General features: G+C 48.6%; 28 protein-coding genes. 25 read left to right on the top strand and 3 right to left on the bottom strand.

Annotated elements, in window-relative coordinates; all coding sequences use genetic code 11:
- Position 1: 1 nt before the first annotated feature.
- From sat to BM058_RS10560, 13 genes are all read left to right on the top strand, one after another.
- On the top strand, positions 2–1132 hold the full coding sequence (gene sat / locus BM058_RS10620; protein WP_407690177.1) for a sulfate adenylyltransferase: 1131 nt from the start codon (positions 2–4) through the stop codon (positions 1130–1132).
- Positions 1133–1157: 25 nt separating this feature from the next.
- Positions 1158–1763, top strand: coding sequence for an adenylyl-sulfate kinase (gene cysC, locus BM058_RS10615; protein WP_090927019.1), 606 nt, complete (start codon positions 1158–1160; stop codon positions 1761–1763).
- Positions 1764–1797: 34 nt separating this feature from the next.
- Positions 1798–3243: a uroporphyrinogen-III C-methyltransferase gene (gene cobA / locus BM058_RS10610; RefSeq protein ID WP_177195520.1), complete on the top strand. Its 1446-nt coding sequence runs from the start codon at positions 1798–1800 to the stop codon at positions 3241–3243.
- A gap of 17 nt (positions 3244–3260) precedes the next feature.
- A complete protein-coding gene (locus BM058_RS10605; RefSeq protein ID WP_177195519.1) occupies positions 3261–4031 on the top strand; it encodes a sirohydrochlorin chelatase in 771 nt (256 codons plus the stop codon).
- On the top strand, positions 4024–4485 hold the full coding sequence (locus BM058_RS10600; RefSeq protein WP_090927016.1) for a precorrin-2 dehydrogenase/sirohydrochlorin ferrochelatase family protein: 462 nt from the start codon (positions 4024–4026) through the stop codon (positions 4483–4485). Before BM058_RS10605 ends, BM058_RS10600 begins: the two co-directional genes overlap by 8 nt.
- A 75-nt stretch (positions 4486–4560) precedes the next feature.
- Positions 4561–5874 (top strand): Na+/H+ antiporter family protein, encoded by a 1314-nt coding sequence (locus BM058_RS10595; RefSeq protein WP_090927015.1) that lies wholly within the window; start codon positions 4561–4563, stop codon positions 5872–5874.
- Between the two features lie 69 nt (positions 5875–5943).
- Complete coding sequence (locus BM058_RS10590) at positions 5944–7272, top strand: lysine N(6)-hydroxylase/L-ornithine N(5)-oxygenase family protein (RefSeq protein ID WP_245736937.1); 1329 nt, start codon at positions 5944–5946, stop codon at positions 7270–7272.
- Between the two features lie 33 nt (positions 7273–7305).
- Entirely contained in the window at positions 7306–7911 is a 606-nt protein-coding gene (locus BM058_RS10585; RefSeq protein ID WP_090927013.1) for a ribonuclease H1 domain-containing protein, read from the top strand.
- An 82-nt stretch (positions 7912–7993) separates the two neighbouring features.
- On the top strand, positions 7994–8506 hold the full coding sequence (locus BM058_RS10580) for a type 1 glutamine amidotransferase domain-containing protein (protein ID WP_090927012.1): 513 nt from the start codon (positions 7994–7996) through the stop codon (positions 8504–8506).
- Between the two features lie 287 nt (positions 8507–8793).
- Positions 8794–9327, top strand: coding sequence for a peptide-methionine (S)-S-oxide reductase MsrA (gene msrA / locus BM058_RS18805; protein ID WP_177195518.1), 534 nt, complete (start codon positions 8794–8796; stop codon positions 9325–9327).
- Complete coding sequence (gene msrB, locus BM058_RS18800; RefSeq protein ID WP_177195517.1) at positions 9327–9761, top strand: peptide-methionine (R)-S-oxide reductase MsrB; 435 nt, start codon at positions 9327–9329, stop codon at positions 9759–9761. The genes msrA and msrB overlap by 1 nt, the downstream gene beginning before the upstream one ends.
- Positions 9762–9881: 120 nt before the next feature.
- Positions 9882–10316: a ferritin-like domain-containing protein gene (locus BM058_RS10565; RefSeq protein WP_090927010.1), complete on the top strand. Its 435-nt coding sequence runs from the start codon at positions 9882–9884 to the stop codon at positions 10314–10316.
- Positions 10317–10603: 287 nt separating this feature from the next.
- Positions 10604–11473, top strand: coding sequence for an alpha/beta hydrolase (locus tag BM058_RS10560; protein WP_090927009.1), 870 nt, complete (start codon positions 10604–10606; stop codon positions 11471–11473).
- A 113-nt stretch (positions 11474–11586) separates the two neighbouring features.
- On the opposite strand, the gene BM058_RS10555 is transcribed toward BM058_RS10560, so the two are convergent.
- Positions 11587–11751: an FbpB family small basic protein gene (locus tag BM058_RS10555; protein ID WP_143083014.1), complete on the bottom strand. Its 165-nt coding sequence runs from the start codon at positions 11749–11751 to the stop codon at positions 11587–11589.
- A 272-nt stretch (positions 11752–12023) separates the two neighbouring features.
- Here BM058_RS10555 and BM058_RS10550 point away from each other — a divergent pair, with 272 nt between their 5' ends.
- The 6 genes from BM058_RS10550 to BM058_RS10525 all read left to right on the top strand — a co-directional run bounded on the left by BM058_RS10550 (position 12024) and on the right by BM058_RS10525 (position 16304).
- A complete protein-coding gene (locus tag BM058_RS10550; protein ID WP_090927007.1) occupies positions 12024–12455 on the top strand; it encodes a hypothetical protein in 432 nt (143 codons plus the stop codon).
- Positions 12456–12723: 268 nt separating this feature from the next.
- A complete protein-coding gene (locus tag BM058_RS10545) occupies positions 12724–13524 on the top strand; it encodes a VLRF1 family aeRF1-type release factor (RefSeq protein WP_090927006.1) in 801 nt (266 codons plus the stop codon).
- A 171-nt stretch (positions 13525–13695) separates the two neighbouring features.
- A complete protein-coding gene (locus BM058_RS10540) occupies positions 13696–14082 on the top strand; it encodes an OsmC family protein (protein ID WP_090927005.1) in 387 nt (128 codons plus the stop codon).
- Positions 14083–14132: 50 nt separating this feature from the next.
- A complete protein-coding gene (locus BM058_RS10535) occupies positions 14133–15491 on the top strand; it encodes an MATE family efflux transporter (protein WP_090927004.1) in 1359 nt (452 codons plus the stop codon).
- Between the two features lie 4 nt (positions 15492–15495).
- A complete protein-coding gene (locus BM058_RS10530; protein WP_090927003.1) occupies positions 15496–15699 on the top strand; it encodes a hypothetical protein in 204 nt (67 codons plus the stop codon).
- A 2-nt stretch (positions 15700–15701) separates the two neighbouring features.
- Positions 15702–16304 carry a histidine phosphatase family protein gene (locus BM058_RS10525; RefSeq protein ID WP_090927002.1) on the top strand — a complete coding sequence of 201 codons (603 nt, stop codon included), beginning with the start codon at positions 15702–15704 and terminating at the stop codon, positions 16302–16304.
- Positions 16305–16347: 43 nt separating this feature from the next.
- Here BM058_RS10525 and BM058_RS10520 read toward each other — a convergent pair whose 3' ends face one another.
- The gene (locus tag BM058_RS10520; protein WP_090927001.1) at positions 16348–17877 is read right to left on the bottom strand and encodes an AbgT family transporter; all 1530 of its coding nucleotides are present in this window, start codon (positions 17875–17877) and stop codon (positions 16348–16350) included.
- Between the two features lie 142 nt (positions 17878–18019).
- Between BM058_RS10520 and pdaA the strand changes: the two genes are divergently transcribed.
- Positions 18020–18805, top strand: a complete 786-nt coding sequence (pdaA, locus tag BM058_RS10515) for a delta-lactam-biosynthetic de-N-acetylase (RefSeq protein WP_090927000.1) — start codon at positions 18020–18022, stop codon at positions 18803–18805.
- 131 nt (positions 18806–18936) lie between these two features.
- Here pdaA and BM058_RS10510 read toward each other — a convergent pair whose 3' ends face one another.
- On the bottom strand, positions 18937–19287 hold the full coding sequence (locus tag BM058_RS10510; RefSeq protein ID WP_090926999.1) for a hypothetical protein: 351 nt from the start codon (positions 19285–19287) through the stop codon (positions 18937–18939).
- A gap of 127 nt (positions 19288–19414) precedes the next feature.
- On the opposite strand from BM058_RS10510, the gene BM058_RS10505 reads away from it, so the two are divergent.
- The 5 genes from BM058_RS10505 to BM058_RS10485 all read left to right on the top strand — a co-directional run bounded on the left by BM058_RS10505 (position 19415) and on the right by BM058_RS10485 (position 23920).
- Entirely contained in the window at positions 19415–20287 is an 873-nt protein-coding gene (locus BM058_RS10505) for a DNA-3-methyladenine glycosylase family protein (RefSeq protein WP_245736936.1), read from the top strand.
- A gap of 60 nt (positions 20288–20347) precedes the next feature.
- Entirely contained in the window at positions 20348–20554 is a 207-nt protein-coding gene (locus BM058_RS10500) for a zinc ribbon domain-containing protein (protein ID WP_090926997.1), read from the top strand.
- Positions 20555–20581: 27 nt separating this feature from the next.
- Positions 20582–21796 (top strand): PucR family transcriptional regulator, encoded by a 1215-nt coding sequence (locus BM058_RS10495; protein WP_143083013.1) that lies wholly within the window; start codon positions 20582–20584, stop codon positions 21794–21796.
- Positions 21797–21919: 123 nt separating this feature from the next.
- Positions 21920–23038: an alanine dehydrogenase gene (ald, locus tag BM058_RS10490; RefSeq protein ID WP_090926995.1), complete on the top strand. Its 1119-nt coding sequence runs from the start codon at positions 21920–21922 to the stop codon at positions 23036–23038.
- Between the two features lie 117 nt (positions 23039–23155).
- Positions 23156–23920: a DeoR/GlpR family DNA-binding transcription regulator gene (locus BM058_RS10485; protein ID WP_090926994.1), complete on the top strand. Its 765-nt coding sequence runs from the start codon at positions 23156–23158 to the stop codon at positions 23918–23920.
- The last annotated feature ends 164 nt before the right edge of the window (positions 23921–24084 follow it).

The following is a 24084-nucleotide window of genomic DNA, read 5'->3' as shown; positions in this document are numbered from 1 at the left end:
TATCCCAAACGGAGGCACATTAATTAACAGAAAGGATTTCAGCCGGGACACAAGCGGTATTGAAGCCGGCATTGAGCTGGACGATATCGCCTTATCCGACCTTGAATTAATCGCAAACGGAGCGTTCAGCCCGCTTACAGGATTTTTGAATAAGCGGGAGTACGGCTCTGTCGTGGAAACGATGCGTCTATCAGACGGCACCGTGTGGAGTATTCCCATCACGCTTCCGGTAGACAGTGAAAAAGCGGAAGAACTCCAGTCCGCCGGGGAAGCGCGGCTTGTGTACGATGGAATAACGTACGGTGTGATCGACGTGGAAGAGATTTTCACCCCGGATAAAGAAAATGAGGCGGAGAAAGTATACCGCACGACCGATTCCGAGCACGCCGGCGTGAACAATCTCTATTCCCGTCCGGATTATTACGTGGCAGGAGATATTACGCTCGTGAAGGATATCCTGCATGAACAGTTCGATGCCTACTACATTGAACCGGCGCAGACACGGAAAACATTCGAAGAAAAAGGCTGGGAAACGGTTGTCGGATTCCAGACACGCAATCCGGTTCACCGTGCCCATGAATATATTCAGAAGACGGCTCTTGAAACCGTCGATGGTCTTTTTCTAAACCCGCTTGTCGGTGCAACGAAGCCCGGAGATATCCCGGCGGACGTCCGTATGGAGAGTTACGAAGTACTGCTGAAAGACTATTATCCCCAGCAGCGTACGTTTCTTGCTGTATTTCCAGCTGCCATGCGTTATGCAGGGCCGAGGGAAGCCATCTTTCATGCCATGGTCCGCAAAAACTACGGCTGCACCCACTTTATCGTAGGACGGGACCACGCCGGTGTCGGCGATTATTACGGCACGTACGACGCTCAGCATATTTTCCGTGAATTTACGGCGGAGGAACTCGGTATCAAACCACTTTTCTTTGAACACAGCTTTTACTGTACCAAATGTGAGAATATGGCATCCGGCAAAACATGCCCGCACGGCAAAGAACACCACGTCATTCTATCCGGAACGAAAGTACGCGAAATGCTGAAAAACGGTGAAATGCCGCCGCGCGAATTCAGCCGTCCGGAGGTCGTGGAAGTGTTGATTAAAGGGATGCAGGAAACGGTAACCTGATTGAACGATAGAGAGGAGCAGAAAAATGGCAGCCACGGATTCGAATAATATTGTATGGCATGACGCTTCTGTCAGCCGGGATGAGAGAAACCGCAAAAACGGACACGAAAGCTTTGTGCTCTGGTTCACAGGGCTTTCCGGATCCGGCAAATCGACCCTTGCCAATGCGGTATCACGGAAGCTGTTTGAAGAAAACAAACAAACATATGTGCTCGACGGGGACAATGTGCGGCATGGATTGAACAGTGATCTCGGTTTTTCACCGGACGCGCGTCAGGAAAATATCCGCCGTATCGGAGAAGTGTCGAAACTTTTTGTCGACAGTGGCCAGATTGTCAGCACCGCTTTTATTTCCCCTTACCGGGAGGACAGAGAGCAGGTACGAAACCTTCTGGATGATGGTGAATTTATTGAAATTCATGTAGACTGCAGCTTATCGACATGTGAAGACCGGGATCCTAAAGGTCTTTACGCCAAAGCGAGAAGCGGTGAAATTTCTTCTTTCACCGGCATCAGCGCGCCATATGAAGAACCGGAAGAACCGGAAGTTGTTGTTAACACGGAGAATCAGTCGATTGAAGAAGCAGTACATCACATCGTCGGTGTTCTTCAGCAGAAAGGTCTTGTCTAACATCGCAGAGAAGGACGTTTCGGGAGGAAAAAATATGACATCGGGGAACGTATTCCTCATTGGCGCAGGACCGGGTGATCCCGGTCTTATTACTGTAAAAGGCAGAGAGTGCCTCGAAAAGGCAGACGTGGTCCTCTATGACCGCCTTGTTCATCCCCTTTTTTTACAATACGTGCGGGAGGATGCTGAGTATATTTACTGCGGCAAACTCCCGGAGCGCCACCACCTCAGACAGGAAACGATTCAGCAGATTCTGGTGGAGAAAGCCTTGGCAGGATTCACGGTGGCACGTTTAAAGGGCGGGGATCCCGGTATGTTCGGCAGAGCCGGTGAAGAGGCAGAAGCGCTGGTGAAAGCCGGGCTCACCTATGAAATGGTGCCTGGTATTACCGCTGGGATGGCAGGGCCGATGTATGCCGGAATTCCAGTGACACACCGGGATTTGTCAGGAAGTTTTGCGGCGGTGACCGGTCATACAAAAGCAGAAGACGGCCAGCCGGGCGTTGACTGGAAATCGCTCGCTGCCGGCATTGATACAGCAGCTTTTTACATGGGGATGAAAAACCTCGGTACGATTGCACGAAGACTGATAGAAAACGGAAAAGACCCGGCCACACCGGCGGCTGTCATAGAATGGGCAGCCACTTCCAGGCAGCGCGTGGCCGAAGCTCCTCTTGAGCGTATTCAGGAAAAAGCTGAGCAGCAGCAGATTAAAAATCCTGCCATTACGATTGTCGGCGAGACGGCTGCGCTGCACCGTAAATTAAAATGGCTCGAAAAGAAACCCCTTTTCGGCCGGTTTGTCTGGATTGTGAAAACGTCAGCCGCAGCAGGAAGCATTGCACCAGCTCTTCGTTCACTCGGGGCGGAGGTACTGGAAGCGCCGGGTTATACCGTTGACACACGGGAAACGAAACCGCTTGTATCCCCTCATCCGTTTCACCGTCTGCACGTCGCGGCTGAGGAAAGTGTCGATGTGCTGTTAAACGAGCTGAAACAAAACAGAATCGATCTCCGCACCCTTCCTGACCGGATTACAACTGCCTCTCTTCGTACGCTTTGGAAACTGGAATCGTACGGCTTGTTTGCCGAATACACAGATGAAAGTCCGGGCCCGGACAGCTTGTGGATCGGTCCGGAACATGCCGGCAGCGAAGCGGAGCTTTTTTCACAGAAATGGGTGAGTCACCGTCTTATTCATAAAAAAAATACAGCCAAAGCGACCGCTGCACTTCTTGACAACGATTGGATAAACACTGTCGTTGTCCCTTCTTCCCAAGCGGTTCACATCTTATGGAAGGAATTGGACAGACACGGAATTTCTCCTGTACAATGGTTGACTAATAAGACCGTAACCGCTCATGGTCCTGAAACGGACAAAGCACTACAGACTGCGGGCACAGTTCCTGATATAACACTGTCGTCCCCGGATACGGAAAGCCTGCTGCATGAACTGCGTAACCATTCGCTCCAGCAATGAAAGGATGTGTCAGCCTGATGCGTGCTGTACTTTACGTTGGACACGGTACCAGAGTGCCGGAAGGAAGCCGGCAGATGAAAGCTTTTGTGGAAGAAACGAAAAAGTCCGTCCCCTGTTCGGTGCAGGAAACGTGCTTTCTGGAATTGTCCGAGCCGGATATTTTGGAGGGAGCCGGGCGGTGCGTGGAACAAGGGGCCGATACTATTACGGTTGTCCCGGTACTTCTGCTGGCCGCCGGTCATATTAAGGAAGATATCCCGGCGGAACTTCAGAAAGTGCAGGAGATCTATCCGGATCTGACCATTCAATACGGAGCCCCTTTCGGTCTGCACACGAAAATGCTCGATGTCTTGATGGTGCGGCTGCAGGCACAGGGATGGACGACAGATGAAGATGCCGATATTCTCCTCGTCGGACGCGGTTCAAGTGATAAAAACGCGCTGCAGGATTTTCACCGTATCGCAGCCGGCCTCAAGGAGCAGACAGGCGGCCGTAACGTGAAAACGGCGTTTCTTGCGGCAGCGTCCCCGACGTTTGATGAAGGACTTGCGGCCATGGCCCAAAGCCGCGCCCGGCGTGTTTACGTCGTTCCCTACCTGATGTTCACCGGGCTGTTGATGCAGGAAATGCAGGAAAAAATAGACCGGATGAACGAAACCGCAGCACCGGAGATGAAGCTCTGCGATTATCTTGGTTTTGATGAAGAGCTGCAGGAGGTGCTCCGGCAGCGGACAATCGAAACGATGGAACAGCCGGCGTGGGTGAAACGGAGCGGGGAAAATGTTTAATTTCCCGCTTTTTCTGGATATGGCCGGCAAGCCTGTCGTCGTCATCGGAGGAGGAACCATTGCGTCTCGGAAGATCAACAAGCTGCTGGAGGCCGGTGCCAATATTGTTGTAGTCGCTCCCGGGGTGAATGCCCCCGTCCGTGACCTCTATGAAAAAGGTGAGATTCATTGGGTGAAAGATGAATGCCGCCCGGATTATTTATCTTCGGCGTTTTTAATTGTTTCTGCGTCGGGAGACCCGGAGGCGCGCCGCATCATCCATGAGTCGGTTCACCCGCACCAGCTTGTGAACGGAGCGGACGAACCACAACTTGGCAATGCCGCATTTCCTGCTTCTTTTGAAGAAGAAGGGTATCATATTGCCGTTTCAACCGAGGGACAGTCGCCTGCAGCAGCCAAAAGTCTGAAGCAGAAACTCCGGGATTGGCTCCGTGAAACAATCGAAAAAAAATAAGGATTGCATGAAGTGCTCCAGACCCTTATACTTTATTCTGGCAGAGAGCTGAAGAAGTAAAGGGGTCTTTTTATTATGATGATTGCTTTGGTTTCCGTTGGGATGATGATTGTACTCAGCCTGCTGCGGGTGAATGTGGTTCTCGCCATTCTCTCGGCAGGCATTACAGCAGGATTGATGGCCGGACTCAGCCCCGGTGATGCCATGAAAATGTTTTTGAACGGCATGGGAGGTCAGGCGGAAACGGCCATGAGTTATATTCTGCTCGGTATTTTTGCAGTAATGATCGGGTATTCGGGCATTACGGGAGTACTGGTGAAGATACTGCTCCGTTTTCTGAAAGGAAAGCGCGGGTTTTTGATCATGACGATTGCCGTTGTAGCGTGCTTGTCGCAGAACGCGATTCCGGTTCATATTGCATTTATTCCTATTTTAATTCCTCCGATGCTGCATGTGTTTAATGACATGAAAATAGACCGGCGCGCTGTAGCTTCTGCCCTCACGTTCGGGTTGAAAGCACCGTATATGCTCATACCGGTAGGCTTTGGTCTCCAGTTTCATCAAACAATAGCCGAAGGGGTGGCATCCGCTGGAATGAATGTTCCGACAGATGACATATGGAAGGCAATGGTTATCCCTGTGATCGGAATGGTGGTCGGTCTTTTGACGGCGGTGTTTATTTCGTACCGTAAGCCAAGGGAGGCGAATCCATCGCAACGTTCCACTGCTGCTTCCCCGGACCTGGAAGATACACCGGATCCGTCGTTTCATTGGAAGCATGGATGCACGATTATCGCTGTGGTGGGTGCTTTATTTGTGCAGCTTGTGATGGAAGACGGAGCTCTTATATACGGCGCGCTTACCGGTATTATTCTTTTATTCGTATTCCGGGTCGTTCCTTTCCGCTATGGTGATGAACTGGCGGGCGACGGCATCAAAATGATGGGAATGATTGGTTTCGTTATGCTGACTGCATCAGGATTTGCCAACGTTCTTGAAAGCACAGGAGCCGTCGACGAATTAGTTGAAAAAGCTGTAGCTCTATCAGGAGGAGCGGGTCTTTTGACATCCGCTGTTATGTTGTTTGTCGGTCTTGTTGTCACGATGGGAATCGGCACGTCATTTGGGACGATTCCGATTCTGGCGGCACTGTTTGTACCATTCTGCCTCAGTGTCGGTTATTCTCCTCTGGCAACGGTCGCGTTAATCGGCACAGCCGGCGCAATGGGAGACGCCGGGTCTCCGGCATCCGACAGCACACTCGGGCCGTCATCGGGACTGAATGCAGACGGACGGCACCACCATATTTGGGAAACGTGTGTCCCGACGTTTCTCCATTACAATATTCCACTCTTTTTGTTCGGCATCATTGCCGCCGCGGTCCTCTAATGGATCTGTTGTTTTTTCTTTCAAAAAGAAGTATTTGAAGGCGGAAAAAGAGGGTATAACGAGGAATAGATGACTGGTGGAAAGGAAGATAAGAATATGGCCGGCAGCAATAAATACGATATCATCGGGGTCGGTATCGGCCCCTTTAATCTAGGTATGGCAGCCCTTACAGAGCCTCTCGATGACGTGCGGGCTCTTTTTTTCGAGCAGCATCCGTCGTTTGAATGGCACCCCGGCATGCTGCTTGAGGGCACCGTGCTGAATTCGCCGTTTCTTGCGGATCTCGTTACATTTGCTGATCCGACGAGTCCGTACAGCATCATCAACTATTTACATAAGAAAAACCGCCTGTACCAGTTCTTTTTTTACAAAGACCTTCACATCCCAAGAAGAGAGTACAATGCGTACGGCAAATGGGTGGCCTCGCAGCTCGATTCGCTGCGGTTCGGCTGCAGGGTGGAAGACGTGCGGGAGGACGACGGTTGTTATCAGGTGAGCGTCCGCGACACGAAAACGAATGACACGTATACGTATTATGCCCGTCACGTGGTGGTGGGCACGGGCAGCACCCCGCAGCTGCCTCCGGCTGTGAACCCAAGGACGGATGATCATGTCTATCACAGCAGTGAGTACGCGATGCGTAAAGCATCATTGAAACATACGGATACCATTACAGTAGTCGGTTCGGGACAGAGCGCGGCGGAAATTTTTCATGATCTGCTCCAGGACCAGAAACATTACGGGTATTATCTGACGTGGCTGACGAGGTCGCCGGAGTTCTTCCAGTCCGAATCGGCGAAACTGGCCCGTGAAGTATTTTCACCCGATTATGTGTCCTATTTCCGCACCCTTGATTATGAAACAAGACTAAGCGCTCTGCCGGAGCTTGATAAAGGACGGAAGGGCATTGAACAGAAAACGTTAATGAACATTTATGAGCTTCTTTATCACCGGTCGGTGGAGCGCGAAGATCCGCGTGTTACCCTGCAGCCGATGACAGAGGTGACCGGGATGGAGGAAAAGGGCGGCAGATATGCATTGACGTGCCGGCAGTGGCAGAAAGAAGAGACCTTTGTCCACCGGACAGACAAAGCGGTGTTTGCGACCGGTTATACGCCGAATGTGCCGCAGTGGATTTACGATTTCGGCTCTCAGATAAAATGGGAAGATGACAAACGATACCAGGTCAGTGATACGTACCGTCTTGTGTTCGGCGACGACCGCTGTCATCACATTTACGTACTGACGAATCTGGATCATTCCCACGGCACAGCCGCCACCAATCTTGCGTTATCTGTGATGAGAAACCAGACGATTATCAATGACATCTGCGGGTACGAAGTCTATCCCGTGCAGCAGGACACGATTTTTCAACGTTTTTACGAAGACCCTCAGTAAGGCAGATAAAGGGAAAGAAAGGGGATAAACGAAATGGCGGCAAAAAAGAAGTATTACGTCGTGTGGAAAGGAAGAAATCCCGGTATCTATGATAACTGGCCGGAATGTGAGAAACAGGTGAAAGGTTTTGCGGGGGCGTCGTTTAAATCGTTCCGTTCGAAAGCAGAAGCCGAGCAGGCTTTCCAAAACGGCGGAGCCGCAGCGTCTGTTTCTGCTGAAAAAGAGGAATCTTCGTACATAGAAGAAAGCATTTCGGTCGATGTCGGATCGCACGGTAACCCCGGTTTTGTCGAATACAAAGGCGTCTACACAAAGACCGGGGACGTCGTCTTTTCCCATCCGGGCATTAATAAAGGGACGAATAATCTCGGTGAATTTCTGGCGGTTGTAGATGCGCTCAAATACGTAAAGGAAAACAACAGTGACATGCCGGTCTATTCCGACTCCGATACAGCGATTCTCTGGGTGAAGAAAAATAAGGCGAATTCGAGCCTGGCCCGCACGCAGGAAACCGAAGAAATCTGGAGGCTGGTGGAGGAGGCTGAGAAGTGGCTCCGGCACAATAAGCCTGCGAACCGGATTTTAAAATGGAACACGAAAGCCTGGGGCGAAATCAAGGCTGATTATGGAAGAAAATAACGGAACCATGTTTAACCGTGAAAGAAGCCGGGTATATTACGATTTGTGCAACGATTTGAAGAAGACAGGGAGGTAGTTACGTATGAGTAAAAATATCGCTGTAGTAATGACAGATATGTTTGAGGACTCCGAGTTTACGAGTCCAAAAGAAGCTCTGGAGAATGAAGGACACAACCTCACCGTTATTGAGAAAGAGAAAGGCAAAACCATACAGGGAAAACAAAAAGAAGCAGACGTCACCGTGGACGCTTCCATCGATGACGTGAAGCCGTCCGATTTTGACGCCCTGCTTATTCCAGGAGGATTCTCCCCGGACATGCTCCGCGCCGACGACCGCTTTGTGTCATTTGCGAAATATTTCATGGATGAAGACAAGCCGGTGTTTGCGGTATGCCACGGCCCGCAGCTGCTGATCACCGCGAAAGCACTCGAAGGACGGGACGCGACCGGCTTTGCTTCCATTCAGACTGATATGGAATATGCCAAAGCGAACGTCTACGACGAGGAAGTTGTTGTCTGCAATAACCTTGTCACAAGCAGAACACCGGATGATCTTCCGGCGTTCAACCGCGAATCACTCAAACAGCTGCAATAAACCATGACAAAGGGGACTGTATCAAAAAGGTACAGCCCCTTTTCTGTATCCTGGACGGAAGCAAAAAACATTCCACTGCAGCACATGCCCGTGCGGCCGGTCACCGGGGCATGGACACTACGCATGCTGCCGGCAGGCATATTGTCCACTCGGAACCGCACGCCTCTCCGGAACAACCAAAGTCCGGTCCACATGGGTGACGGTCTTTTTTACCAAGCACTTCAGGAGTACTGCACAAGTATGCGTGGTATAATGAGAAGCAGAGAAGTGAAAGGAGGGTCAGCCCTTTGAGTACGGAAACGAAGCTTGCTACGTTTGCCGGAGGATGTTTCTGGTGTATGGTCGGACCGTTTGAAGAACTGGACGGCGTGCATTCCATTACAGCCGGTTACACAGGCGGACACACCGAAAATCCGACATACGAAGAAGTCTGCTCTGACACGACAGGACACCTGGAAGCCGTGCAGATGGAATATGATCCGGAGAAGACCAGCTATGATGCCTTACTCCGTATCTTTTGGAGACAAATTGATCCAACAGATACCGGAGGACAGTTTAATGACCGCGGGGAATCGTATCAGACCGCGGTGTTCTACCATGATGAAGAACAAAAGCAAAAAGCAGAGCAGTCCAGAAAAGAACTGGATGAAAATGGTCCTTTTCAGTCACCGGTTATAACACCGATCCTGCCTGCCTCTGCTTTTTACAAGGCGGAGGAACATCACCAGGACTACCACCGCAAAAATAGGATGCATTACCAGCTTTACAAGAGAGGATCAGGACGGGCTGGATTTATACAAACGTACTGGGGGGAAGAATAATGGCAGAAGAAAGCCGGGAAGATTTGAAAAAAAGACTGACACCGATTCAGTTTGAGGTAACGCAGAAAAACGGTACGGAACGGCCGTTTCAAAACGAATACTGGGATTTGATGGACGAAGGTCTGTACGTTGATATCATAAACGGAGAGCCGATTTTCTCCTCGAAAGAAAAATTCGCTTCGGACTGCGGCTGGCCGAGTTTCACCAAACCGCTCGAGGAGGAGAAAGTAATCGAGCACCTTGACACGACAATGGGAATGAGACGAACGGAAGTGAGAACAAAGAATTCAGATTCCCATCTCGGCCATGTGTTCCCGGACGGACCGCCGCCGGAAGGACTCCGTTACTGCATGAATTCCGCTGCACTGCGTTTCATACCGAAAGAAAAACTACAGGAAGAAGGATACGGCGGGTATCTGGAACTGTTTGAGTAACATTTGACCGGCCGGGTGAAAAACGGAAGTTTACGGTTTTTAAGGACCGGGTATACTTCAAAATGTAAAAAGACATTTGATGGATATCCATTTCCATTACGTACTGAAGGAGGCATAGCAATGGACAATCAAACGAAAGAATTAATTGATGGACTCAATGTAGATCTCGCTCATGAATATGCAGCAATCATCATGTATAACAACTACGCAGCCGTCGTCTCCGGCATGTACCGGCAGGTGTTGAAGCCGTTTTTTGAAGGGGAAGTAACCGACGAGCAGGCGCATGCTCTGTATCTTGCAGAAAAAATCAAAACGCTCGGCGGCGAACCGACAACAAAACCGGCTGACATCAAACAGACCGATGACGTTAAGGAAATGCTTGAAGCTGCAAGGCAGGCAGAAGAAGATACCATCGAGCGTTATAAGCAGCGCGCCAAACAGGCAGAAGCAATCAGTCTGATTGAACTGCAGAACAGACTGGAAGATTTCATTACAGATGAGACTGGTCATATGGAAGAACTGGAACGTCTGCTTTCCGATCCGAGAATGCAGTAATGTTATATGGTGCAGGGCTGTCCGGCAGACGGACAGCTCTTTTTTTGCGGGTGATTATCGTCTGATGGAACCTGTACATTCTGGTTAACCATGACCTTTTTGGATTTTGAAGGCAAAAGAAAGGTTTTTAGAGCGTTTACGAATGACTTTTATCAGAAACAATAAGAAAAGCATAGGGAAGAGGCAGGGACATCGTTATAATATCTATCAGATAATAATATGGTAAGGCTGAGATGGATTGTTTATGAACCATCCAGCTGAGGAAACAAAAGAAAGGAAAAGGCAGAATGGATGACACCCTGGATATATCCACCTACAGACAACGGTACAACCTCCCGTTTCAACACGTAGAACATACAGCACAATATATTCCATTTAAAGGATACTACTTGTTTTATCAAATGTTTCGTCAGCCGCGTGATGCACCGGTTGTCCTGTTTTTGCATGGTCTGTTTGATCATACCGGTATTCATGCTGACGGTATACGCTTTTTGACAGAACACGGATACCAAGTAGCGGCGTTTGATCTGCCTGGTCACGGACAATCGGGCGGACCGGAATGGAAAAAAGAGGTGTTCGCTGAATACTGTGATTCTCTCTCTGTTGTCTTATCCAAGCTTCGTCTGGAGGGGACGCAGAAGGTACATGGAGTCGGGCACAGCACAGGAGGCGCGGTTCTAGCTGACTACCTGTTAAGCGCAGAGGACGCCGCGATGTTTCAAAACGTAGTGCTTGTCTCACCTCTGATCCGCTCCAATCAATGGTACTTGTCGAAAATGGCAGTACCGCTTGTGTCGCTGATGCAAAACGAACTGCCCCGAAAGTTTCGGATGTCCACCGGTGCTGAAGCTTTTATGGAACAGTTGAAAAATGATCCACTGGAAGGAGATACCATACCGCTGAGCTGGGTCCATTCGATGTTTCAGTGGGAACGAAATATAATGAAAAAGAAACCTTCTCAAAAACCTATTTCCATATTGCAGGGCACGAAGGATCAAACGCTGGAGTGGAAGCATAATTTAAAAGCGTACGCGGAATTGTTCCCGCGCTCGGAACGAATTTTGATTCACGAAGCCCGTCATCATCTTCTGAATGAACAAAAAGCACAAAAACAGATGACCTACCGGCTGATTAACGACCTGCTGAAAAAAAAGTGAAAAGACAGGTGTATATATTAGAAAAATCCGAACGAAACCCCATCGCTCGGATTTTTCTGCTCCACATTCTTTTGTTGTAATCTCTCTATCCGTGGAAAGGGGCGGGGTTGTTTTTACTGAACCCGCTTTGTTTCGTCTTGATTCTCCACGTACACTTCTTTTGCTTTTTTCTCATCCAGCTTTTTTTCTATCTCATTTATAGCTGACGGATCTCTTAAAAGCTCCTGTTTGTTTTCAGCAATCAAATCTTCCATTGAGGAACGCATTGGTTTTCTCATACTCCACCATCCTTTTATTTTTTCTCTCTCTCCTACCATTTCCATTATAACGAATGGAGAAACATAATAAATGAACAAAATGTTACTTTTTTTTGAATACTTTTAATTTACGTAAATTGAGGTGCTGACAGGTTGAAAACATGCGGACAATCGTTATAATGAAACTAGGTTCGTACTTCGACATGAAATTTGAAGAATATTTTTAATCGATTCGTGGTAAGTACATACTAATACGCAAATGACAAGGGTCACTTGGAAAGGTGGATAAACCTATGCAGCAGAAACAAAACAACAAATCCAGCAGGGGGTGGACAATCGGCCTGATTGCAGGGGGAGTAACAACTGCCGCCGCTGTCCTTGCTCTTAACAAACGGACGAGAACGTCAATTGTACGCGGTACGAAACAGACAGCCTCCACCGTGAATCACGTAAGTTCATTTCTTTCGGAAAACCGGGAGGAGCTCATCTCAAAAATGAAGGGGGCCTCCAATGAACTGTCCCACCTTCTGCAGTCGGCATCTGATGACGTGCAGGATATCGCCGACCGCGCAGGACATCTAAAGGAAACGGCGTTATCGGCAAAAAGCCAGGCGGAAAAGACAGCCCGTGAAATAAAAGAACTAAACCAGGAAGATTCGGAACAAAAGCAGATCGAACAGGCTGAAAATGTGGAAAAACTGCCGACAAAAGATGATCAGTCATAACACAACACGGTCCGGAAATCCGGGCCGTGTTTTTTTCAATCAAAGGGCGCTGTGCGGAGATCGATAGAGAAATCCGAAGAACTGATACAGGCAGCATCGATGCACAAATCCCCGTTGTTTGAGTCACGAAGAAGAGTTCGTTTGATCTGGAATATCCCATGCATTCCCTCCTAATTTGAATTTGCAGTTTATATCTGGATTGTAAAGGTTATATTAACCGTGAGAAAAATAAACAGGTTGAAATCTTGCATGAGGAGGAAATGTGTATATGACTTTGGCTGACGAATTGAAGACGTACAAACAACAGGAAGATCAAACGGGTATACTTACCATTTATTTAAATACAGATTTCGCTGATGGCTCCCAGCACGGAGGAGAATGGAAAATCCGTCTGAAAAATGGATTGAAACACTTAAAAGAATACATCGAAACAAGCGGTACAAAAGAGGAAGAGAAGGCCTATAAAAAATTGGCTGACCAAGCCAATAAGGAAATCTACGACCAGCAGATGAATCTGCAGAAAGGTTTTGTATTCATGGCGTCGGCCGACGGGGAATTTCATGTCGAAAAAATTGTCCAGGTTCCGGTCGAGACAGCGTTTCATTGGGAAAGCTATCCGGTGGTCGACCAGCTTGAAGAACTACAGACAGAATTCCCGGCCGTCGGCATTCTTCTTGTCCAGAAAAGTGACGTGGTGTTAATTGACGCGGCCCTTGGGGAAGTCCGGGACGAAAAACATTTCAGCTGGGAAGTGGAATCCGAAGACTGGAAACAGTACAAAGGGAATGCCTCATCGGACCGTACCTCTTCAGGTTCTACTCAGGTGGACGAAGTGCAGCAGCGGTTTGAGGAAAACAGACACCGCTGGTACAAACAACTTGCCCCCGTACTCGATAAGGAAATCAAGAACCGCAATCTGCGGGGCGTATACCTCATAGGAAGTAAAGAATCTATCGAAGAAGTGGAAGAACATCTCAACTCCACCATTATTAATAAAGTGACGAAAAACCTTATCTCAAAACCTGCCCATGAAATACTGAATATTGTATACGACGAAGAAGTACGGTAACAAAAAGCCGGGCCCCGAGCCCGGCTTTTTATATCCCCGCATTATAGTGTGTAAGGCAGATTGTGTGGAAATCAGTCCCGTGTTTGGTACGATGGAAAAGACACGCAGTTATGCGTCATGATACACTCAGGGAGCCTGGGATTTATTGTTGAGAAGAAGGAGTGTTACATCATGGAATTTGAAATGCAGGAACAAGGTTTTTCGACAGAGACCGAGTACGGTACACTTCAGGTGTGCTCCGATGAGACATACGGGTACCGTCCCTATCAGCTGCTCGTCTCTTCTGTGGCTGTCTGCAGCGGAGGCGTACTTCGTAAAATCATGGAAAAACGGCGTCAGACCGTCCACGATATTCAGATTCAGACAGAAGTGACCAGAAGTGGTGAAGGAGCCGATGAAATTCAAAGTATTCATCTTCATTTTATCGTGAAGGCCGATAATATAAATGAAACCAAGATGGAAAAGAACATGGAGTGGACCCGCAAACATTGCTCCATGGTGCAATCTGTCAAAGACAGCATCGATATTTCGGAGACGTTTGAAATACAGACCGGCTGACAGGAAAAAGAATCAAACAGTCTTTAAACCGGTACAGGAGAGCGAGAAGCATGGCAGGAAACAGGCAGTATGATTTTACAGAAGGCAGTATTATGCGCAAAATGATTCTTTTTGCGTTTCCTATTTTTATCGGGAATCTGCTTCAGAGCTCTTATCAGATTATAGACAGTTTATGGGTCGGTAATTTACTGGGGTCTACAGCGCTTGGAGCCGTGTCGATCTCATCCACCGTTGTCTTTACGATTCTATCCTTTGTCATCGGAATTAACAGCGCCACGCTGACGGTGTTGTCCCAAAGGAAAGGAGCAGAAGACGAAGACGGTCTGAAAAGATCGTTGAACGCGTTTGTCTTTGTTCTCGGTACGTTATCAATACTGCTTGGGGTCATCGGTTTTGTCATGGCACCGCACATATTGACATGGATGGGAACGCCGGAGTCGATGATGACCGATGCAGTCAATTATCTCCGCATTAACTTCACGGGGATATTGTTTTTATTCGGCTATAACTTTATCGGCACCGTTCTTCGTGCAATCGGAGATAGTAAAACCCCGCTTCGTTTTATTACTTTAGCCGTGCTTTTGAATATGATTCTTGACCCATTGTTTATTGCCGGATTTGGCTGGGGGATGGAAGGTGCCGCCTGGGCCACGGTCCTCGCTCAGGGCAGTGCATTTTTGTTTGGAATTATTTATTCCATCGTCAAAAAAGGCCTTCCGTTTACAATTCCGAGCCTTCCTCCGCGGGCGGAATTTCAACGGATTTTTAAACTCGGTCTCCCTTCAGGAGTTTCGATGATGGCCATCTCCGGAGGAGTGCTCGCTATCATGACGGTCGTGACTTCCTTCGGGGAAACAGTCGTGTCCGGGTACGGAGCTGCCCAGCGGCTTGACAGCTTGATCATGATGCCTGCTACAACTCTCGGCTCCGCCATTACGAGTATGTCCGGACAGAATATTGGCGCCTCGCGCTGGGACAGAGTCGGGGATATTGCCAGAAGCGGACTGATCCTTATTTTCAGTGTGTCGCTAACGATCAGCGCCCTTGTCTTTCTCGGCGCTGAACTGTTAATGGGTATGTTTGTCGATGATCAGGCAACAATTTCTTTTGGCGCAGAGTATTTGCGCATTGTGGCTTTCTTTTATCCGTTTCTCGGGATTAATTTTGTCCTCAACGGAATAGTGCGGTCCTCCGGGGCCGTGATGCAGGTGCTCGTTCTTAACATTATTTCGTTCTGGGCGCTGCGTTTTCCGCTGGCCTGGCTGTTCTCTTCGATTTACGGCGAAACCGGCATCGGTATCGGAGTCGGGTGCAGCTTTATATTAAGTTCAGCAGCGGCCGCTGCGTATTTCAAGTTCGGGAAATGGCGGGATATCGATATTTTCCGGGATGAAAAACAGAAAGGATAGTGCGATGGGAACCCCTGTACATGAAAAAAAGCGCCAGATCCATTATCTGAAGCAGAAAATGACGCTGATGCAGGAAGCGCTCGGTGAGATGGAAAACGAGAGCGACCTGCAGAAAGGCGATATCGAACGAATAGAGAAGATACTGCAGGACACTGCAGTGAAACTGCGCCAGTTCAAACAGGACTGGAAGGAAAACGAGGAGAGATAAGCATGGCTGTGTACTTAATCAGACACGGGGAATCCGAAGGAAACCGTAAGGCAAGAGTGCAGGGTGCCGCAGATTTTGAACTGTCGGCCAAGGGCAGGGAACAGGCCCGCCTGCTTGGGGAATCGATGGCTGATCTGACTCTGGACCATTTCTACGCCAGCGATCTAACCCGTGCCAGAGAAACAGCAGCAGGCATAGAGAAATATCAAAAGCAAAAGGCAGTCCCGTCGAAGGATTTCCGTGAGATTTATCTGGGTCCTCTTGAAGGGAAGACGAGAGAAAAGATTTATGAGATGTACCCCAAAGTCCGGCAGACGACGATTCTGCGTTCGGGCCTTGAAGGAACGGAAACCGATGAAGAAATTACGGTCCGCTGCGAAAAGCTGTATCATCTTGTGAAAAGCATCAAAGAAGAAGAAACGGCTGCGATTGTGTCTCACGGCGGATTTTTGACTATCTTTTTGATGTATCTGCTTGCCGGTGAGGACTGGGATAAGCTGCACCGTCCATTTAGAATTGACAATACGGGCGTCAGCAAAATCAGCTGGAAAGACGGCAGACTCACCATTCACTACATTAATCAGTATCACCATTTAAAGTATTAAAAAAAGCCGCGCTCCACATGATATGGTGGAGCGCGGTCTTTTTTCAGCCGTCGTAATAAATCGGGGATCCGGGTCCGAGGTCGATGCCAAGAAGCATCCAGGCAATCAACAGGATGGACCAGATAACCAAAAACCCAATGGAATAAGGGAGCATAACTGAGATTAATGAGCCAATGCCCATATTTTTGTCATACCTTTGGGCAAACGCGATGATGACAGCAAAATACGTCATTAACGGCGTTATAATGTTGGTTGCAGAGTCCGCGACCCTGTACGCCATCTGCGTAAGTTCCGGTGAGTATCCCTGCTGCATCATAATCGGCACAAATACTGGTGCTAACATAGCCCATTTGGCGGAGGAGCTGCCGATAAACAGATTGATGAATCCCGCCATCAGAATAAAGCCCAGGATTAACAGAATACCGTCTGGTTCCCAGCGGTCGAGCAGGTCCGCTCCAGCAACACTGAGAATTGTACCCAGATTTGTTTCGCTGAAATACGCGACAAATTGTCCAGCCGTAAAAGCAAGAACGATAAACATTCCCATCGATGCCATCGTGTCCGACAGCTGGTTGGCAACATCTTTATCGCTTTTGATTGATTTGGTGACAATGCCGTAAACGAGCCCCGGGATGAAGAAAAGAATCAGGATGGTAACTACAAGTTCGCTCATAAACGGAGAATTAACAATACCTCCGTTTTCGCCGCGAAGCGGGGCACCAGCCGGAACAATCAGCAGAGAGAGCAGAATGGCTGATACAAAAAACGAAATGACGGCCCACAGCATTCCTTTCTTTTCAACGGACGTGAGCTCTGGAGATTCCTGCTGTACCTCTCCTTTATAGGAGCCAAGACGCGGCTCTACAATTTTTTCACTGATGAATGTTCCGATGAGGGTCAGCACTACGGTGGAGACTATCATGAAATAATAGTTCATCGCATTGTTCATGCCTTCTGCGTAAGACTCGTCAATCGTAGCCGCGGCCTGAGAGGTTAGTTCTCCGAGCATCGGATCCAGTGCTGACAACAGCAGGTTGGCGCTGAACCCGGCAGATACACCGGCGAATGCTGCGGCAAGACCGGCGAGCGGGTGTCGGCCGAGAGCGGCGAACAGCATCGCACCGAGCGGAGGTAACACAACGTAGCCGGCATCTGTGGCAACATTAGACATAATGCCTGCAAAAATAAGCCCGGCGGTAAGTAATTTGGATGGAATCGACAGTACAAAGCCGCGCAGTGCTGCGCTGATCAAACCTGTCCGCTCTGCCAAACCAATCCCTATCATCGTCGCAAGCACAACACCGAGCGGAGCAAAGTTTATAAAGTTATCGACCATGCTGGTGAATATATACTCAATGCCGCTTCCTGACAGCAGGTTCGTGACAGTAAGCATTTCTCCTTCGGCGGCGGGGTCTTCCACTTGAATATTCAGCGGGGCAAGGACGGCGGACAGTACCGCGATCAAGAGCGCCAAAATAGCAAACAAAGTAATCGGGTGCGGAAGCTTGTTCCCGATGCGCTCTACACCGTCCAGCATGCGCTGCAGCACACTCTTTTTCCTTAAATCGTTCATATATAAAATCCTTTCTAATGAGTACGTCAGCCACCTATTATATACACTGTAAATAAAATTGAAAATATTTTTGCGCAAAAATGTAATAAGGAAGCATAAAAATTTTTTGATAACAGAACCTAGAGAAAAAAGGAGAATCGGTATGCGGGCTTTCACTGCTTTTTTCGTGCTGTTTTTCTGGTTTTGCTTCCAGTGGAATGTGGCGGATGCCGGAGACATCTACAGATGGAATTTCAATCCGGCTGAAAATAATGAGCCGGCTGATACTGAACCGGAATACAAAGAACTCCTTCAAAAATACAACGGTTATTTCATAGGTGAACCGGAGAATAAAACGTTGTATCTCACCTTCGACAATGGTTATGAAGAAGGCTATACCGGAGACATTCTCGATGTGCTGAAAGAAAAAGAGGTGCCTGCTGCTTTTTTCGTGACGGGTCACTATCTGAATTCAGCCCCGGAGCTGGTGGAGAGAATGGAAGATGAAGGCCATATCGTCGGAAATCATTCATGGAGTCATCCGAGCCTTCCGGAATTGAGCCGGGAAGAGTTAAAAAAGGAATTGGAAAAGGTGAACGAGAGGTACCAGAAGCAGACAGGAGGCCCGGCCATGCAGTACCTGCGTCCACCAAAAGGCACATTCAGTGAACGGACCCTTGCTGAGACGGAAAAACTAGGGTACACGAATGTATTCTGGTCGTTTGCGTACGTGGACTGGGAAACCGGCAGCCAGCACGGAGCGGATTATGCCTACCACAGCATTATGAAAAGAGTTCATCCCGGCGCAGTTATGCTTTTGCATTCGGTTTCTGAAGATAATGCCGCAGCGCTTGCACGGGTGATTGATGAATGCCGCAAAGAGGGCTACACCTTTCAGAATCTTGATCACCTCGTTCTTACCTCTGAAGAAAATGTTCCCTTCTTGTAACATGATCATCTTGGATATAAATAAAGTTCCAGAGGACATGTACCCGCGAAAAATCCGGTACGGTCCTCTGGAATCAGTTGTAAGACCCACAGCTGCCGGAGAGCGGCACTGGTGTCTTTGATTATCCATGGTTACCCATTCTGTTTTCCAATTTCTGAAGCAATGGTTTCAAGTGTTGGCACGTCATTGACGTCAAACACGATCCACTGCCTGCTTTTTACGACAAGCACACCGGTTTCGGTGCCGTCCGGCAGGTGGATCGGAAAGCCGAGCCGGCTCTGCAGGGCCGCGTCTTCTGAATCGGTTGATGCAGAGGCCGCCAGTTTTGTTTGACCTTCTTCATAAAAATAAATGCCGGCCCAGTCGATGTAATCTACTTCACGGCATAACGTTCCCACAGTCTCCGAAAGTGGAGAATCTGTGAGGGATTGATGAAGGGATCCCAGAATACGGATTGTTGCAAGATCTGTAGCGATAGTCATTCGTATGTACCCCCCTTTTTTCTGACAGGAATACTTTTATTCTATCAAACAGCTTCCATACTCCGGACTAGTAAGTTTAGGAAATAAGCGTAAGCATGGTACAATGAAAAGAAAAAAGGAGGGCCGGATGATGTGGAACGAAGAAATCAGCCTGCCCCGGAACTACAATGTGCCTGTCATGCTTCGGCGTCTCGGCGCAGATCCGCTGCACAACCTCGACGAGAAAGAGGAGAGGCTGAAAATCCCGGTCGTACATAATGGAAAATCCGAAGGTATCACACTCCGTTTTCACCGGACCGAAGAGGGGTACAACGTGAATCTGACGGGAGACACGGTACCTCCCGATGCCGCCTGCGCAAAGGCTGAATCTATTTTTTTATGGAACCGGCCGCTTGAAACAATCAATGAACATTTTTATTCAACGGATCTTGCGCCGTTGTTTGAACGGTTTGCCGGGACGCCGCTCGTCTGTGAATTCGAAACGTACGGGTGCCTTATGAAAACGATTATACATCAGCAGCTGAACATGTCGTTTGCTTATACGTTGTCGTCCCGTTTTGTAGAGACATACGGGGAGATGATCGATGATGTCTGGTTTTATCCGGAGCCGGAACGCATTGCAGGGCTTGAGCCGGAAGAACTGAAACAGCTCCAGTTCAGCCGCAGCAAAGCAGAATACGTCATTGATACGTCCAAAATGATAGTGGAAGGAAAGCTGGATCTTGAGACACTTAAAGAAAAGCCGGATGAGGAAATCATGAAGACACTAACCGCCATCCGCGGCGTCGGCCCGTGGACGGCTCAGTGCTTTTTGCTCTTCGGACTGGGGCGTCCGGATCTGCTTCCGGCAAAGGACATCGGTATACAAAATGGTCTGAAACATCTATGGAGCAGGGAAGACAAACCATCCGTGCAGGAAATTCAGGAGAAGAGCAAAGAATGGTCCCCCTACGCCAGCTACGCCGCGTTGTATATATGGTTAAGTACTGAATTCAACTGAAATAGCGGAGGAGAACCAATCGTAATACATGATAAGTACTTAGAGAAGGAGATATGATATATGGAACAACAGGGATGCATGAAATGCGGTCATGAGGAAGCCGGCACAAAAGAAATTGCCGTATCAGGAACCGGATTCAGCCGTTTTTTTGATGTGCAGAATAATCGTTTTATCGTCGTTTACTGTAAAAACTGCGGCTACTCGGAAATGTATAATGCCCAGGTGAGCGGTACATCGAAAGTGCTTGACTTTTTTCTTGGAGGATGAAAACTGTAAAAAGGGGGAAGGCGCTTGTTGGATAAACACAACGCTTTGGATCGTACGTTTTCATCGATGGAAGAATTGGCGGACTGCATCAGTGAAATGATGCAGGGACCGGTCACCGTGGAAGACAGCAGTCACCGCCTTCTGGCTTACAGTACCCATGACGATCATACCGATGCGGCCAGAGTATCCACCATCATTGGAAGACGCGTTCCGGAACATGTCATTAACAAGCTGTGGAAAGAGGGCATTCTACCGGCACTTCACCAGAACGAAGAGCCGGTGCGTATTCCTGAAATCCACGATATAGGTCTAGGGAGAAGAATGGCAGCGCCGGTCAGAAACAACAAAGACATCCTCGGTTACATATGGGTGCTTGAAGGCAGTCGTTCGTTGGAAGAGCAGGATGCCGCGTTTTTAAAAAAAGCCGCCGCCAAAGCGATTGTACAGCTGCAGACCAGCCATACCGCAATGCAGCAGCACCGTCGTGACTATTTCTGGCGGCTGTTGACCGGTGATGCAGCACAAGAAGAAGAGATTGCCGGACAGCTTTCGAACTGGTTCAACGCTCTTCCGTCCCGCAGCGCCGTTATTGTACTGGAGTCCGGGATAACACTTGATGATTCCCTTTATGACAAAATAATTTATGTGATGAATACGTCCAGAAAAGTGAAAAGTTATTTTCATACGAGAGATCAAAACAGAATCGTATTTCTGGCCGAACCGGTCTATCCTTATTCAGAAGAGGGCATCCGCCTGTTTCTGCACGATTTTCCAGTCATGATGAAGGAGCGGTTTCAGATGGAGGAGATACAGCCCGGAGCAGGAAGTGTGTACCGGAGTCTTTCCCGCATCAAACAAAGTTACGAAGAAGCGCTTCACGTTCTGGAAGTGAACCGGCAGCTGCCCGGGGACCGTCCGCCGTTTCTGCAGTATGAGGAACTTGGTTTTTACCGGTACGCCGATGTTATAAAGAAGAAGAAAAACAGAGACCCCGAGGGCGATCCATCTCTGGCAGCACTTCATGAGTATGATGAAGCAAATCAAACCGAGCTGTTTGATAGTCTCCGTACGTTTTTGCATGTAGATGGCAATATGAAAAAAGCGTCGGAAATGATGCATGTGCATGTGAACACGATGTCCTACCGCATCAGGCGGGTGGAAAACATCATTCAAAAAGACTTAAAAAATGCCTATCACAAGTTGTCGCTGCTGCTGGAAATGACCATGGAAGAGATGAAATAGGAAGAACCATCGATTGTGAAATTTCACAAATTGGATCGTTTTATTTCTGGAAGCTTCACGATGCGTACCCTCTGTTTTTTCGGCTATACTAAAAACAGAAGTTATCAGCGGAGGTGAATGCTAGTGATTATCGGAATCCCAAAAGAAATTAAAAATAACGAAAACCGGGTGGCTATGACACCTGCAGGCGTGCATTCCTTTGCAGAAGCTGGTCATCACGTGCTGGTGGAAACATCGGCAGGGGAAGGAAGCGGATTTTCAGACGCGGAATATGAAGAAGCTGGAGCCAAAATTGAAACGGAAGCTGCTGATGTATGGAACAACGCAGATCTTGTGCTGAAAGTAAAAGAGCCTCTGGCACCGGAATTTTCTTATTTCCGGGAAGATCTGCTGCTGTTTACGTATCTTCATCTCGCGGCTGAACCTGACCTTGTTCATGCGCTGGTCGAGTCCGGCATGACGTCGGTTGCTTATGAAACAGTGGAAGTAAACGGAACACTGCCGCTTTTGACACCGATGAGTGAAGTGGCAGGGCGGATGTCCTCCCAAATCGGGGCGCAGTTTCTCGAAAAGTCAAAAGGCGGAAAAGGAATCCTGTTATCCGGTGTACCAGGTGTTAAAAGAGGAAAAGTAACGGTCATCGGCGGAGGAATCGTCGGAACCAATGCCGCGGTTATTGCCCAGGGGCTTGGTGCCGATGTCACGATTGTCGATGTAAATCCGGGGCGTCTGCGTGAGATTGACAATCTGTATCACGGCGCCATCCGCACAATGATGTCCAATCCGATGAATATTGCAGAAGAAGTGAAACATTCCGATCTTGTTATCGGCGCGGTACTCATCCCCGGGGCTAAAGCTCCGAGACTGGTGACCGAAGAGATGGTTAAATCGATGACACCGGGATCGGTTGTTGTTGATGTGGCCATTGATCAGGGCGGCATTATTGAAACGGCAGATACAATGACGACCCACGACCAGCCTACCTATACAAAGCATAATGTTCTTCATTACGCGGTTGCCAATATGCCGGGAGCCGTTCCCCGGACTTCAACCATTGCGTTGACGAATGTGACACTTCCTTATGCGCTGGAGATTGCAGGCTCCGGAATTCACAAAGCGGCAGCAGACAACCCTGCTCTTGAAAAAGGAATTAACACTGCCGGAGGGGCCGTCACATACAAGGCTGTAGCCCAAGCCCTCGGTTATCCCCATACCGAAGTATCCGAAGCGATGAAAAGCTGAGAAGAATGATAACCTGCTGATGCTGTCAGCAGGTTTAATTCATTATAAGGGTTTCTATTGAAAAAAATAAGCATTTGACTTACAATGAAAGAGAAATGAAGAAAAGGAGTCCGCAGTATGTATCAGGAAGAACGGATGGAAGCCATTCTTCGGCATCTGAAACAGCATCAACGCATGAGCATTCAGGAAATGTGCCGTCAATTCAATATTTCGCGGGATACAGCACGGCGGGATACGGTGAGGCTGGCGGAGCAGGGAATGGTCGTACGAACCCATGGCGGCGTCATGCTTTCAGCTGTCAAAGAAACATTAAAAGGGTACGGCGAGCGGCTGGAACGTGCTTCAACAGAGAAGCGGGATATTGCCGTGGAAGCAGCTTCACGTATTAAACAGGATGAAACAATCATGCTGGATGCTTCCACAACCGTTCAGTTCACCGCAGAGCAGATCACCACCTTCCCGCTTACCGTCATTACAAACTCGGTGGAAAATGCGGAGCGCCTTCCTTATCAGATGGAAACAGACATCTATCTGCTTGGTGGGCGCCTGCACCCTGAACATCGTTTTTTATACGGTCCCGGCACATTGGAAAAATTGGGCGGGTATTACGCGGACCGTGCCTTTATAGGCGTCATCGGGGTCTGTGAGGACGGATTTTACTATGCGCATGAGGAAGATGCTGCTGTGAAGCAGAAAATGGCGGACCGCGCCGGTAAAGTTTACGTACTGGCGGATCACACTAAGTTTTATAAGAAGCATTTTTACCGGGGGATGGAACTTGCAGAAGCAGATGCTGTCATTACAGACATTCTGCCTCCGCCGGAGATGCAGAAAGTGCTGCAGGAACACGGCGTTGAACTGATCACTGCCGGGCAGCGTTAAACCACAGTATCGGCGTCACCTCTAAAAGGGCGTTACGATATACAGGAGGCTTCTCCAATTTTGGAGAAGCCTCTTTTTGGCATGATCCTTCTCCATGATATAAAATTCGACAGCTGATAGAAAGAAGCTTGTCATGATAAAATGGAATAGGCTTCATGCCCTGC

This window comes from Salibacterium qingdaonense (assembly GCF_900114715.1).
Lineage (GTDB): Bacteria > Bacillota > Bacilli > Bacillales > Marinococcaceae > Salibacterium > Salibacterium qingdaonense.
This window is presented reverse-complemented; position numbering and strand designations above follow the sequence as displayed.